Annotated in this window: 11 protein-coding genes and 1 pseudogene; 5 read left to right on the forward strand and 7 right to left on the reverse strand. The window is 60.9% G+C overall.

Translation table 11 applies throughout. The annotated features are described in order from the left end of the window. Window positions 1–240: 240 nt before the first annotated feature. From GUY40_RS06980 to GUY40_RS28725, 5 genes and pseudogenes are all read right to left on the reverse strand, one after another. Window positions 241–1,227, reverse strand: a complete 987-nt coding sequence (locus GUY40_RS06980; RefSeq protein WP_166568217.1) for a lysylphosphatidylglycerol synthase transmembrane domain-containing protein — start codon at window positions 1,225–1,227, stop codon at window positions 241–243. Beyond that, complete coding sequence (locus GUY40_RS06985; RefSeq protein WP_166568218.1) at window positions 1,224–1,997, reverse strand: DUF2334 domain-containing protein; 774 nt, start codon at window positions 1,995–1,997, stop codon at window positions 1,224–1,226. Before GUY40_RS06985 ends, GUY40_RS06980 begins: the two co-directional genes overlap by 4 nt. Continuing rightward, complete coding sequence (locus tag GUY40_RS06990; protein ID WP_166568284.1) at window positions 1,990–3,111, reverse strand: glycosyltransferase family 1 protein; 1,122 nt, start codon at window positions 3,109–3,111, stop codon at window positions 1,990–1,992. Before GUY40_RS06990 ends, GUY40_RS06985 begins: the two co-directional genes overlap by 8 nt. Before the next feature lie 129 nt (window positions 3,112–3,240). After that, window positions 3,241–4,005: a methyl-accepting chemotaxis protein gene (locus GUY40_RS28720; RefSeq protein WP_371924739.1), complete on the reverse strand. Its 765-nt coding sequence runs from the start codon at window positions 4,003–4,005 to the stop codon at window positions 3,241–3,243. A gap of 93 nt (window positions 4,006–4,098) precedes the next feature. Beyond that, window positions 4,099–5,130 (reverse strand): annotated as a pseudogene (locus tag GUY40_RS28725) (cache domain-containing protein); the annotation flags it as partial. Between the two features lie 187 nt (window positions 5,131–5,317). Between GUY40_RS28725 and GUY40_RS07000 the strand changes: the two are divergent. Further along, window positions 5,318–6,805 (forward strand): helicase HerA-like domain-containing protein, encoded by a 1,488-nt coding sequence (locus GUY40_RS07000; RefSeq protein ID WP_166568220.1) that lies wholly within the window; start codon window positions 5,318–5,320, stop codon window positions 6,803–6,805. A gap of 229 nt (window positions 6,806–7,034) precedes the next feature. Here GUY40_RS07000 and GUY40_RS07005 read toward each other — a convergent pair whose 3' ends face one another. Continuing rightward, the gene (locus tag GUY40_RS07005) at window positions 7,035–8,507 is read right to left on the reverse strand and encodes an inorganic phosphate transporter (RefSeq protein ID WP_166568221.1); all 1,473 of its coding nucleotides are present in this window, start codon (window positions 8,505–8,507) and stop codon (window positions 7,035–7,037) included. 355 nt (window positions 8,508–8,862) lie between these two features. Further along, the gene (locus GUY40_RS07010; protein WP_166568222.1) at window positions 8,863–9,063 is read right to left on the reverse strand and encodes a hypothetical protein; all 201 of its coding nucleotides are present in this window, start codon (window positions 9,061–9,063) and stop codon (window positions 8,863–8,865) included. A 690-nt stretch (window positions 9,064–9,753) separates the two neighbouring features. Here GUY40_RS07010 and pcaR point away from each other — a divergent pair. The 4 genes from pcaR to pcaF all read left to right on the forward strand — a co-directional run bounded on the left by pcaR (window position 9,754) and on the right by pcaF (window position 13,770). Beyond that, window positions 9,754–10,596: a pca regulon transcriptional regulator PcaR gene (gene pcaR, locus GUY40_RS07015; protein ID WP_166568285.1), complete on the forward strand. Its 843-nt coding sequence runs from the start codon at window positions 9,754–9,756 to the stop codon at window positions 10,594–10,596. A gap of 335 nt (window positions 10,597–10,931) precedes the next feature. Further along, window positions 10,932–11,789, forward strand: a complete 858-nt coding sequence (locus GUY40_RS07020; RefSeq protein ID WP_166568223.1) for a CoA transferase subunit A — start codon at window positions 10,932–10,934, stop codon at window positions 11,787–11,789. Further along, window positions 11,786–12,568 (forward strand): CoA-transferase subunit beta, encoded by a 783-nt coding sequence (locus tag GUY40_RS07025; RefSeq protein ID WP_371924740.1) that lies wholly within the window; start codon window positions 11,786–11,788, stop codon window positions 12,566–12,568. The genes GUY40_RS07020 and GUY40_RS07025 overlap by 4 nt, the downstream gene beginning before the upstream one ends. Continuing rightward, window positions 12,565–13,770: a 3-oxoadipyl-CoA thiolase gene (gene pcaF / locus GUY40_RS07030; RefSeq protein ID WP_371924730.1), complete on the forward strand. Its 1,206-nt coding sequence runs from the start codon at window positions 12,565–12,567 to the stop codon at window positions 13,768–13,770. The genes GUY40_RS07025 and pcaF overlap by 4 nt, the downstream gene beginning before the upstream one ends. Window positions 13,771–13,938: the final 168 nt, after the last annotated feature.

A 13,938-nucleotide genomic window follows, 5' to 3' on the forward strand; every position in this document is an offset into this window, starting at 1 on the left:
GCTTGCCCGCGATGAACGAAGACGCGCAACCCCTGAAAAAACGCGGTGTCCTCTTTCGCGGGCAAGCCCCAATGCCAGTCAGTTAACGCATAGATTCTGTGGGAGCGGATTTATCCGCGAATGAACGATGACGCGCAATGCCTGAAAAACCGCGGTGTATTCATTCGCGGATAAATCCGCTCCCACAGGGGTTGTGTCGTTCAATGCCTTAACTGACCGGCATTGGGGCAAGCCCGGCTCCTACCGGTTTTGCAGTTTGTGCAGCAGTGGGCGCCCCAGCATCAGCAGAAACACTGGCCCGCCAGCGATCAGATAGAAGTAGTAGGTCACCGCCCGCCAAATCAGAATGGCGGCTGCCGCTGTGGATTTGCCGACCATCGGTGCGAGCAGGGCTGCCGAGGTCAACTCGGCCGCTCCGGCGCCCCCAGGCAACAGGCTCAGCTGTCCGGCACTGAGCGACAGCATCTGAATCAGAAAACTCCAGCCCCATTGCAGGTCGACGCCCAGGCCTTTCAGAGCCAGGTACAGCACGCTATAGCGCAGGCCCCAGTGCAGGCAGGTCAAGGCGAAGACCTTGAACAGCACCCGCCTTGGCAGGGTGCAGGTATCGCGAAACGCCTCGAGAAAGTGCAGCAGCTTGCGCGCCCAACGCCGCCGTGTCGGCGGGGCAACCTTGAGCCAGTGCAGCAGGCGGCCATTGATGCGGATCAGGTGCCGATGGAAGCGCATGACGGCCAGGCACAGGCAAATCCCTGCGGCCATCAGCAGGGCGCTGCTGAGCAGCAGCGATTCCTGATTGCGGCTGAGGTTGTGCAGCAACGCATAAAGCAGAATGCCGAGCAGGGCGCAGAGAAAGAACACCAGATCGCTGAACTGGTCCATCGCATACACCGCGCTGCTGCGCGCCGGGCGCACGCCACTGCGCGCCAGTAGCGCCATCAGGGTCAGCGGGCCGCCACTGCCACCGGGCGTGGCGCAAATGGCGAACTCGGTCGACATCACCACCCCTATGCTGCGCAGGCGTCCCAACCGGCCGACGTGATCACCCAGCAGCAGGCGCAGGCGTAAGGCGTTGATCAACCAGCAGGTGCTGATCATGCCGAACATGATCAACAGCAGGGTGAGGGGAAAGCGCTGCAAGCGTGGCCAGATATCGCTGCCGCCAACCCACAGCGGAATCATCGCAGCGACCAGTATGGCGATCACTAAGCCGATCAAGCGCCTCATGCGCGGGCCTGGCTTGCCAGCCAGGCGACCTTGGTCATGGGCTGGCGCCCCTGTGCCAACAGGCGTTGCAGCAATGTCAGCCAGTAGTCTCGGGAGAAGTCATGGCGCATGTCCACCGGGTGCAGGCCGAGGCGGATCGTCGATGCGTGCCGCCAGTGCGCTTCCCGGGCATCGTTGGCCAGTCGAGACAGTCCACGCCGCCAGCGGCTGCGCGCGCTCCAGACCAGCCCCGGTGCTGGCACCGCGGTGAAGTCGGGCAGCCGGAACAGCGTCTGCGGGGCACTGGTGTAGCTTAGAGGCAACTGACGCAACGCCTCGCGGGTGCCTTCGCTCATCAGCCACGCCGGCGCGACAAAACCGTGCAGTGGCCAGCCGTGGCGCTCAAACAGCCTGATGCCAGCGAGCAGGCGCTCCAGAGCCTGATCACGGCTCAGATTGTAGAATTCGCCCTCCCGGGTGTAGACCCGACGCATGAAGTACTCGCCAGGTGTAAGCGGCGGCGGGCCTTCATCGGCATGACAGTAGCCGTGCAGCGCCAACTCATCGCCGCGGGCCAGGCGCCGCTCCAGTTGCTGTCGAAAACAGACATCGGCATCCAGGGCATAGCGCCGATGAAAGTCCGGCACCACCAGCAAGGTCATGGGGATCGAGCCGAGCGCGTCCACGGCCTCGACAAAGGGTTGATAGTCGGCCCAGGTGTGCGGCGCGACATCATGCAACACCAACAGCAGGCTGGGCTGCCCGGGGGAGCTGGCGACTGTCTCAGGCATGAACGTGCAGCGCCAGATTGCTGCCCAGGACGGCTCGGTAGTGGGCGAGCAAGCCGTTGACGACGCTGTCCCAGGCATAGTGTTGTTCGGCATGCTGGCGCGCCGATTGGCCAAGTTGCAGCGGGTCGCCTTCAAACAGCTCGTGCACCTTGCGGGCCATGGCCAGGCCGTCGTTGGGCGCGCACAAAAGCCCGCAGTCCGGCTGAACGATCTCGTTGAATGCACCTGCCGCCACGGCCACCACGGGGATGCCGCTGGCCATGGCTTCGAGGATCACCAGGCCGAAGGTCTCCTGGTCGCCGGCATGCACCAGGGCATCCGCGCTGGCCATCAGGAGGGCGACTTCATGTGTCGGGCAGAAATGATCGATCACCGTGACGTTGTCCGGGGTGCCGGTCGGCATGTGCGAGCCCACCAGCAGCAGATGGTACGGCTTGCCGAGGCGCTTGATGCAGTCGAGCAGGATCGGCAGGTTTTTTTCCTTCGAGCCGCGACCCGCAAAAATCAGCAGGCGGCTGTCCTCGGGGATTCCCAGTTGTGCCTTCAGGCCCGGCTCGCGCAGGCTGGGGTTGAAGGTCGCCAGGTCCACACCCAGGCGTTGCACGTGCACATTGCTGATGCCAAGGCTGCGCAGCTTGTCGGCCATCACTTGGCTGGGCGCCAGCACCCGGTCGAAATTGCCGTACAACTTGCTCACATAGGCTTCGACGTTGGGGGTGAACCAATTGCCCATGCGGTTGCTGACCAGCAGTGGCAGGTCGGAGTGATAGAAACCAATCACCGGCACATCCAGTTGCCGGCGCGCATCCAGAGCGGCCCAGGCCGTCAGGTACGGGTCGCCCACTTCAATCAGGTCGGGTTGCAGGTCGTGCAAGACATTGCGCCAGGGCGCCAGCCGCAGCGGAAAGCGGTAACCATTGCCGAAGGGCAGGGCGGGGGCAGGGACTTCGTAAATCCCGTTTTGCCGGGTGAGATTGGCACCGGGGATCAAAAGGCTGTGGCGTACACCCGGATGCAGGCCCAGGCGACGGTGTTTGGCATCAAGATAGGTCCGCACTCCGCCACTGGCAGGGGCGTAGAACATGGTGATGTCAGCGATATGCACGATCAGCATCCCTCCGAGGTCGTCATCCACTTGGTTGACCTCTATGAAGAATAGATGTTCGATCGCTTGCTTGAGGGGTGCTTCGCAGCCCATCGCGGCTCGGGCCGCGATGGGCCGTGCAACGGCCCCAGGTCAGGGTCAGATTCGGAAGCTGCCCACCAGCTGCTTGAGCCGGCTGGCCTGTTGCTCCAGGTCCGAACAGGCACGCAAGGTAGCCTGCAGGTTTTCCACGCCTTCCTGGTTGAGGGTGTTGATCTCGTTGATGTCCATATTGATCGCTTCCACCACTGCGGTCTGCTCCTCGGTGGCGGTCGCGACCGACTGGTTCATCCCGTCAATCTCGCCGATGCGCAAGGTAACGCTGCCCAACCGCTCGCCGGCCTGGTTGGCAATCGACACACTGTCCTGGCTGTGGCGCTGGCTTTCGCCCATGGTGCTGACCGATTCGCGGGCACCCACCTGCAACTCTTCGATCATGTTCTGCACTTGCTGCGCCGATTCCTGGGTGCGATGTGCCAGGTTGCGCACCTCATCGGCCACCACCGCAAAGCCACGCCCGGCTTCACCGGCACGGGCAGCCTCGATGGCTGCGTTGAGGGCGAGCAGGTTGGTTTGTTGGGAGATGCTGGTGATCACTTCCAGGATCTGGCCGATATTCACGGTTTTGCTGTTCAGGGTCTCGATGTGTGAGCTGGAGGTGCAGATCAGGTCCGATAGCCGGTTCATCGCATCAATGCTGCGCTCGACCACTTGCTGGCCTTCTTCAGCCAGGTGCCGGGCGCTGCCGGCCTGTTGCGAGGCCTGGGCGGCGTTGTGGGCAATCTCCTGGGCGGCGGCGCCCAGTTCGTTAATGGCGGCGGCCACGCTGTTGGTGCGGTTGGCCTGCTCGTCAGAGTTGAGCATCGAGGAGTTGGAGGCGCTGACCACCCGCAAGGCGACTTCGTTGACCTGCTCGGTGGCAGAGGACACCTCGCGGATCGAGCCATGAATACGTTCGACAAAGCGGTTGAAGGCGTTGCCCAGAATCCCGAATTCATCCTGGGTATGAATCTGCAGGCGCTTGGTCAGATCGCCTTCACCTTGGGCGATGTCTTCCATGGCACGGCTCATGGTGTGCAGCGGCTGCATCAGCAGGCGAATCAGCATGCCCAGCAGGGCGATGATAAAGATCACGGCAATGAGGGTCGCTACCACCGCCGAGGTTCGGAACTCGCTGAGCATCGAGTAGGCCTTGTCCTTGTCGACGGACAGGCCAATGTACCAGTTCACCGATGGCAGGCCTTTGACCGGAGTAAAGGTGACAATGCGGTGGTTGCCGTCGGCCTCGACCTCGCTGATGTCGGTGCTGATGCGCGGGGTGTTGTGCGGATACAGGTCCGACAGGGATTTCATGACCAGATTTTTGTCCGGGTGGACCAGGATCTTGCCGTCGGCGCTGACCAGGTAGGCGTAGCCCATGCCATCGAAGTTCAGCGCGCTGATGATCTCGATCAGCACATCCAGGCTCAAGTCGCCGCCCACCACGCCAAGGTTGCGCCCGGCCTTGGTGGTGGCCGCGACAATGGAAATCACCAGCTTGTTCGACGCCATGTCGATATAGGGCTCGGTCAGGGCCGGACCGCTGCTGGCCTGGCCGCTTTTGTACCAGGGACGGGCGCGTGGGTCGTAGCTTTCCGGCATCTTGGCATCCGGGCGAATCACGAACTGGCCGTCGGTGTCACCCAGATAGATACCCAGGAAACTCGATGCCAGCGTTTTTTGTTCCAGTAATGCAGCAACGTTTGTGCGATCAGGATTAAGGGCAACGTTTTCGGCGAGGTTTTCTACTAACAGAGTGCGCCCGTCAAACCAGTTCTTGATGTTCGCCGCGGTGACTTCTCCCATTTCGTGCAGATAGTTATCCAGGTCTGCGCGAATGGCATTACGCTGAAGGTAGTCGTTATACAGTGTAAAAAGTGAAAAGGCGGCGATTACGATAAGGGACGCCGCAAGCAGGATCTTGTGGCTGAATCGCAAAGTATTGTTCATGGCGTGTTGTGTCCGCTAAGGTCTTGGAGTCCGTTTGCATCAACAATGGTTTGCACGAAAGGCCAGCCGCTTCGAAGTTGAGAGCCCTCTGTCCCTATGAGGTCTATCTAACCGGCCTTTCAGAAAACGCTTGTTACTTCCATCGGTATCGACTGCGTTGCCGCAAAGCTTAATCAAGGGTGAAAAAATGTCTGATTTCGCACAACTTGTACTGGGAGCGGATCTGCAGGCACAGCCTGTCGCCCAGGATTGGCGCCTGGCCAATCGCCATGGCCTGATTGCCGGCGCCACCGGTACCGGCAAGACCGTTACCTTGCAGCACATGGCCGAAGCCTTCAGTGATGCCGGGGTGGCGGTGTTTGCCGCCGACATCAAGGGTGACTTGTGTGGCCTGGGTGCAGCGGGCAACCCCCAGGGCAAGGTGGCCGAGCGCATCGCCGGCATGCCGTGGCTGAACCATCGCCCGCAGTCCTACCCGGTGACCTTGTGGGACATCAACGGTGCAAGCGGCCATCCCTTGCGCACCACCATTAGCGAAATGGGGCCGTTGCTGCTGGGCAGCCTGCTGGAGTTGACCGACAGCCAGCAGGCGGCGTTGTATGCCGCGTTCAAAGTGGCGGACCGAGAAGGGCTGCTGTTGCTGGACCTGAAGGACCTCAAGGCACTGCTCAATCATCTCAAGGACAATCCGCAGCTGCTGGGCGAAGACAGCGCGTTGATGACCACGGGCTCCAGCCAAGCCCTGTTGCGTCGGCTGGCGACGCTGGAGCAGCAAGGTGCCGAAGCGCTATTTGGCGAGCCGGCCTTGCAACTTGAAGACATTCTCCACCCGACGGCCGAAGGGCGTGGGCGCATCCACCTGCTCGATGCCAGCCGCCTGGTGCATGAGGCGCCCAAGGTCTATGCGACCTTCCTGTTGTGGCTGCTGGCCGAGTTGTTCGAGCAGTTGCCCGAGCGCGGCGATGCGGACAAACCTCTGCTGGCGCTGTTTTTCGATGAGGCGCATCTACTCTTTGCAGGTACACCCAAGGCCTTGCAGGAGCGTCTGGAGCAAGTGGTGCGGTTGATCCGCTCCAAGGGCGTTGGGGTGTATTTCGTGACCCAGTCACCCGCCGACCTGCCGGATGATGTGCTGGCGCAGCTGGGGCTTCGTGTCCAGCATGGCTTGCGCGCTTTTACCGCCAAGGAGCAGAAATCGCTGCGGGCGGTGGCCGAAGGGTTCCGGCCGAACCCGGCGTTCGATTCGCTGGCCGTGCTCACCGAGCTGGGGATTGGTGAAGCGTTGGTGGGCACGCTGCAGGACAAGGGCACACCGGCGATGGTCCAGCGTGTGCTGATCGCCCCGCCGCAATCGCGCATCGGGCCGTTAAGCGATGCCGAGCGCAGAGCATTGATCGCCCAGTCGCCGTTGCAGGGCCGTTATGACCAGGCAGTGGACCGGGAGTCGGCGTATGAAATGCTTACCGCGCGAGCGCGCAAGGGCCAGGCTGCTGAAGAATTGCCGGAAAAATCCACGCCCGCCGAAGAGAGTTTTGGAGACAAGGCCGGTGAGTTTCTCGGCAGCGTTGCCGGGCAGGCGTTGAAGTCGGCCATGCGCCAGGCCGCGAATCAGATTGGCCGGAATTTGGTGCGGGGCTTGATGGGGTCGTTGCTGGGGGGTAGCAAGCGGCGGTAAACCTCGGGCACAGACGTCCATGTAGGAGCGGACCTGGCCGCGATGGGCTGCGAAGCGGCCCCGGCGATTCCGAAACCGCCCGCACCCCTTGGGCTTGTCGTAGATATCACCTGCCTCGGGGGCTGCTGCGCAGCCCATCGCGGCCAGGTCCGCTCCTACAAAGTCGGGTCTGAGCCAGGTTGAAAAAAGTAAGGCGCCCATCAGGCGCCTTCCTTATATATAGCAGGGATCAAACCAGCGCTTTGCTCGCCAGCCAGAACAGCCCGGCCGACAGGCTTATCGTCGCAGGCAGGGTCAGTACCCAGGCCAACAGGATGGTCTTGACCGTGCCGCCTTGCAGGCCACTTTTGTTCGCAACCATGGTGCCGGCCACGCCCGAGGACAACACATGGGTGGTGGAAACCGGCAGGCTGAACACGTTGGCCATGCCAATGGCGCAGGCGGCGGTGATCTGCGCCGACATGCCTTGGGCATAAGTCATGCCTTGCTTGCCGATCTTCTCGCCGATGGTCAGCACCACGCGCTTCCAGCCGACCATGGTACCGATGCCGAGGGCCAGGGCCACGGCGAGAATCACCCAGAATGGTGCGTATTCAGTGGTCGCGGTCAGGTCTTTGCGCAGCTTCTCGAGGTCGGCTTTTTCACGCGCCTCAAGGCCCTTCAGCTTGCCGACTTTCTTCGCCGTGTCATCCAGGCAGAGCAGGTAGCGACGGACTTCGATGCGCTTTTCAGCGGGCAGCGAATGGTAGTCGGAAACACCTTTGAGCGTACCGAGCAAGGCTTCAATCGTCGGTTCAGTCTGCTGCGGGTTGCAGCTGAACTGCTCCGGCAGGTCGCTTTCGCGGGACTTGCCCAGGGCCAGGAATTCGCCCAGGGTTGCACTGTTGCGCTGGTAGAACTGGCTCAGGTGCAGGGTCGCGTCACGGGTACGCTCGATCTGGTAGGTAGTGCTGTTCAGGTCGAGAACGAACTGGGCAGGCACGATACCGATCAGCACCAACATGATCAGGCCGATGCCTTTCTGACCGTCGTTGGAACCGTGAACGAAGCTCACGCCCATGGCCGAGATCACCAGGACCAGACGGTTCCAGAAAGGTGGGTGCTTTTTATCGTCCAGCTGGCGGCGCTGTTCCGGGGTCTTGTGCATCTTCGACAGCGGACGCCACCATTTAAGGCCCAGCAACAGCAGTGCGGCAACGGCAAAGCCGGCCATTGGCGAAATCACCAGCGAGGCGGCGATATCAATCGCCTTCTGCCAGTTGACGCCATCGCCCAGCGGAATGTCGCTCAGCAGGGCGTTGGCCAGGCCCACACCCAGGATCGAACCGATCAGCGTGTGCGAACTGGAAGCCGGAATACCGAAGTACCAGGTACCCAGGTTCCAGGCGATCGCTGCTGCCAGCAAGGAGAAGACCATCGCCAGGCCGTGGCCGGTGTTCACATTGATCAGCAATTCGACCGGCAGCAGGTGAACGATGGCGTACGCAACGCCAACCCCTCCGAGCAACACGCCGAGAAAGTTGAATACACCGGAAAAGAACACGGCCAGGTGCGGCGGCATTGCTTTGGTGTAGATGACAGTCGCTACCGCGTTAGCGGTGTCATGAAAGCCGTTGATGAACTCGAAGGTGAGGACAAAGGCCAGGGCGAGCAGAAGGCTCACAAGAACCCAAGCGTCGAGCCCGCTGAATAAATCGATCATGAAGGTTTTCTGACCCGGTCATAAGGGGGCGCGATTATGCCAGAAATCACTTCTAATCAATGCACTAGCTTCCGACCGGTTGCACCTCGAATCAGGGGGGAGGAGAACGAGGGTGCGTGCGGAAATTGCGGTAAATTTCAGAAAAATCCGAGAAATTTGCCGCTAACGCCTGAGAAAAATGCATTCAAACGTATGAAGGAAATATTTCAAACGCTTGTATGAAATTTGTGTGATTCAGTAACCGGGTATTTTCATGTGGCGGGCCAGGTGTCCGATCAGACAAAAAAATACCCTGTTCGGTTCACTGCCGAATCCGCAAATTTGCACCGGTGAAAGGTTAGCCGCACGGCACAGCTCAAGGCTGTTCGGCCTTGAGCTCCTTTTCCATTTTTTCCAGTTCCTGGGCAAATACCTGGTCTTGAACGGTGGCTCGCTTGCGCCATGGCTTGCGTTCCGGTTCGGGTTGGGCGGCATAGGTGGTGACTTCGCCACCGTAGACTTCCTTGTAGCGTTGTTCCTGGCGCTCAAGTTCGGCGCGCAGTTCTTCTTTGGTCACAGTGTTACCTTAAAAGTTGGAGGAACATCCGGTGATTACGTGCAGCCACTTCCAGGGTTCGCGTGTTTCGCCAACGAACACATCGGGCGAACAGGCGATAACAGGGAAAGCGCACGGCCACGGCACCAGACAACAATAGCTGTCGTAGCAACAGACTTCCGATATGCAGGCCTCAAGGAGGGCAAATGTATTGCTTGCGGCGTTGAGCCTGCCTCTGGACGGGCACTGCCAATGTGCATCATCCAGTATGAGAACACCCAGTCAGAGAAAGAGCGTTCGTCAATGTGTTCGATTATAGCGGTTTGACGCCATAACACTATCTCGCTTCATTAACATGATGCAACTTTCAGTCGGCGTTTTGTTACATGCACAGCACCGGGCAACTCAAGAGGGCCCGGCGCACAGAAGCATCGACAGTGTGGTCTGACACATCGAAAAAAGGTTCAAGCAGATTTTTTGACGGCGGGTCGAAGAAAAAACGGCCTCGCTTCGTGGGCAAGGCCGTGCCGGGGACTTCTTCGGTGGGTACCTGACCAAGATCTCCAAGAAGCCACGTTGTGGCCAGGGAAAGGTATAAGCAACGCGGCAAATGGTCAATTGCGATTATCGGTCGATGGTTCGATAATCGAACTCGGTTGTATGTTTTCGAGGTGAGTCATGAGTCAAGATCAACGCCCTGGCGGCCCGGGTTTGAACGACCAGCTGCGTAATTCCTTCACGTCGCTGGCGCCACCGATCGTCGCCTCGCCGGCCAAGCGCATCCAGGCGTTTACCGGCGATCCGGATTTCATGACCTCACTGGCGCGTGGCCTGGCGGTGGTGCAGGCGTTTCAAGAGCGCAAGCGCCACCTGACCATTGCCCAGATCAGCCACCGCACCGAAATCCCCCGTGCGGCCGTGCGTCGGTGCCTGCACACGCTGATCAAGTTGGGCTACGCCACGACTGACGGGCGCACCTATTCGCTGCTGCCCAAAGTGCTGACCCTGGGCCATGCCTATTTGTCGTCCACGCCACTGGCCGTCTCGGCCCAGCCTTATCTGGACCGCATGAGCGAGCAGCTGCATGAGGCCTGCAACATGGCAACGCTGGAAGGCGACGACATTCTTTATATTGCCCGTTCGGCCACCACCCAGCGGTTGATCTCGGTGGACTTGTCAGTCGGCGGCAGGCTGCCGGCCTATTGCACCTCGATGGGCCGTATCCTGCTGGCGGCACTCGACGACGCGACCCTTGAGGAATACCTCGACCACGCTGACCTGCAGCCCAAGACCAGCCGTACCATCATCGAGGCCGGTGCGTTGCTCGAATGCCTGCAGCTGGTGCGCCAGCAAGGCTGGTGCATCGTCGACCAGGAGTTGGAGCAGGGGCTGCGTTCTATCGCCGTACCGGTCTACGACGCCTCGGGCCAGGTGCTTGCCGCCTTAAACGTCAGTACCCATGCCGGCCGGGTCAGTCGCAGTGAGCTGGAGCAGCGGTTTTTGCCGATCATGCTGACCGCCAGCCGTGACCTGAGTGCACAATTGTTTGCGTAAACCGTTTGGTATGTTCCTGTTCGATAAGCGCACAGATATGCGTTTATCGAATTGACGCTGTTTCTCCTGCCTCATTAATGTCGCTCACATCGGCACGACTGCACCGGCCACATAATAAAGAGGCCTGAGTCCGTGATGTTTACGTTTGAAAAAAAGGCCACGCCCCGACCCGGGCATGGCCTTTTTTACAGGTGACATTTGGTTCGATAATCGAACGGATAGTCGATTATCGGATTGTGCGGCACCAATCCCAAGCTTAATCTGGCTTCAATTCGGCGCCGCCCGAGCGTCTCTCAATCCCCCTGCAATCGGCGCAGTGAATATAGGAGTCTCCCATGGCTGAAATCCTCTCGCTCCACGACGCAGTGAAGCAATTCATCAACGATGGCGATACCGTCGCACTTGAAGGCTTCACGCACTTGATCCCGACCGCTGCCGGTCACGAAATCATTCGTCAGGGCAAGAAGGACCTTACGCTTGTGCGCATGACGCCTGACCTGATCTACGACCAATTGATCGGATCCGGTTGCGCCAGGAAACTGATTTTCTCCTGGGGCGGTAACCCGGGCGTCGGTTCGCTGCACCGTCTGCGTGATGCAGTCGAGAAGCAGTGGCCGCACGCGATGGAAATCGAAGAGCACAGCCACGCCGACCTGGCCAACGCCTACGTTGCCGGTGCATCGGGCCTGCCGTTCGCCGTACTGCGCGCTTACGCCGGTTCCGACCTGCCCAAGGTCAACCCGCTGATCAAGAGCGTCACCTGCCCCTTCACCGGTGAAGTGTTGGCCGCTGTACCGTCGGTACGCCCGGACGTCACCGTGATCCACGCACAGAAAGCCGACCGCAAGGGCAACGTACTGCTCTGGGGCATCCTGGGGGTACAGAAAGAAGCCGCACTGGCCGCCAAGCGCTGCATCGTGACCGTGGAAGAAATCGTCGACGACCTGCAAGCCCCGATGAACGCCTGCGTGCTGCCTACCTGGGCACTCTCGGCCGTTTGCCTGGTACCGGGTGGTGCACACCCGTCCTACGCCCACGGTTACTCCGAGCGTGACAACCGTTTCTACCAGGCTTGGGACCCGATTGCCCGCAGCCGCGAGACGTTCACCGCCTGGATCGACGAATACGTCCGTGGCACCAGCGACTTCAACGAATTCAGGGCGAAACTGGCCAGCGCTTCGGAGGCTAAATAATGACTTACTCCACCAATGAAATGATGACCGTGGCGGCCGCCCGTCGCCTGAAGAACGGTTCGGTCTGCTTCGTCGGCATCGGCTTGCCGTCCAAGGCTGCCAACCTGGCGCGCCTGACCTCGTCGCCTGACGTGGTACTGATCTACGAATCCGGCCCGATTGGCGCCAAGCCAAGCGTGCTGCCGCTGTCCATCGGTGACGGTGAGCTGGCTGAAACCGCCGATACCGTTGTGCCGACCGGCGAAATCTTCCGCTACTGGCTGCAAGGTGGCCGCATCGACGTGGGCTTCCTCGGCGCTGCGCAGGTTGACCGCTTCGGTAACATCAACACCACCGTGGTGGGCGACTACCACAACCCGAAAGTCCGTCTGCCAGGTGCCGGTGGCGCTCCGGAAATCGCCGGCTCCGCCAAGAGCGTGCTGATCATCCTGAAGCAGTCCAACCGCGCCTTCGTCGACAAGCTGGACTTCATCACCTCCGTCGGTCACGGCGAAGGCGGCGACTCGCGCAAGCGTCTTGGTCTGCCGGGTGCAGGCCCGATCGGGATCATCACCGACCTGTGCATCATGGAGCCGGAAGCCGGCAGCAATGAATTCGTTGTCACGTCCATCCACCCTGGCGTGACCCGTGAGCAGATCGTCGCCGCTACCGGCTGGGCGATCCGCTTTGCCGACAACGTGGCTGCAACCGCTGAGCCGACCGAAGTTGAACTGACCGCCCTGCGCGATCTGGAAGCTCGCACGGCGGCCGCCCATGGCCAGGCACCAGGAGAAGCGTGATGCGTGAAGTCTTTATCTGCGACGCGATTCGCACCCCGATCGGCCGTTTTGGCGGTGGTTTGTCCGGCGTGCGCGCCGACGACCTGGCTGCCGCGCCGATCAAGGCGTTGATCGAGCGTAACCCGTCGGTCCGTTGGGAAGAGCTGGACGAAGTGTTCCTCGGCTGTGCCAACCAGGCCGGCGAAGACAACCGTAACGTCGCCCGTATGGCGCTGCTGCTGGCCGGTCTGCCGGAAGGCGTGCCGGGCGTGACCCTCAACCGTCTTTGCGCTTCGGGCATGGACGCAGTCGGCACCGCGTTCCGCGCCATTGCCAGCGGCGAGATGGAGCTGGCGATTGCCGGTGGCGTCGAGTCGATGTCGCGCGCGCCGTTCGTGATGGGCAAGGCAGATGCGGCGTTTTCCCGCAACATGAAGCTGGAAGACACCACCATCGGCTGGCGTTTCATCAACCCATTGATGAAAGCCCAGTACGGCGTTGATGCAATGCCGCAAACCGCCGACAACGTGGCGGATGACTACAAGATTTCCCGCGAAGACCAGGACGCCTTTGCCCTGCGCAGCCAGCAGAAGACGGCAGCCGCGCAGGCAGCAGGCTTCTTCGCTGAAGAAATCGTGCCGGTGCGCATTGTCCACAAAAAAGGCGAAACCGTGGTTTCCCAGGACGAGCATCCGCGTGCTGACACCAGCCTGGAAACCCTGGCCAAGCTCAAGCCGGTCAATGGTCCGGACAAAACCGTCACCGCCGGCAACGCCTCAGGCGTCAACGACGGTGCGGCCGCGCTGATCCTGGCCTCGGCCGAAGCGGTCAAGAAACATGGCCTGACCGCCCGCGCCCGGGTCCTGGGCATGGCCAGCGCCGGTGTTGCTCCGCGCGTGATGGGCATCGGCCCGGTGCCTGCGGTGCGCAAACTGACCGAACGCCTGGGCATTGCGGTCAGCGATTTTGACGTCATCGAGCTCAACGAAGCGTTCGCAAGCCAGGGTCTGGCGGTGCTGCGCGAGCTGGGCCTGGCTGACGATGCTCCGCAGGTGAACCCAAACGGCGGCGCGATCGCCTTGGGCCACCCGCTGGGCATGAGCGGTGCGCGCTTGATCCTGACCGCTTTGCATCAGCTGGAGAAAACCGGCGGTAAAAAAGGTCTGGCGACCATGTGTGTCGGTGTCGGTCAAGGCCTGGCCCTGGCAATCGAACGCGTATGACCCTGAAGGCCGCGGTTTACGGGCCTTCCTGTTGAACCCTTTGCCCGAAACACAGACGCCCTCCACGCCAGGCTGTCGGTGTTTCGGGTTTTGGCCTGCGGAACGGGATTGTTTCCGAGGGTGTCTAGATTCAGGTATGTCCCCAGGAGTGAAACAATCATGACCTCG

It is taken from the genome of Pseudomonas sp. R5(2019) (assembly GCF_009905435.1).
In the GTDB taxonomy this organism is placed as follows: domain Bacteria; phylum Pseudomonadota; class Gammaproteobacteria; order Pseudomonadales; family Pseudomonadaceae; genus Aquipseudomonas.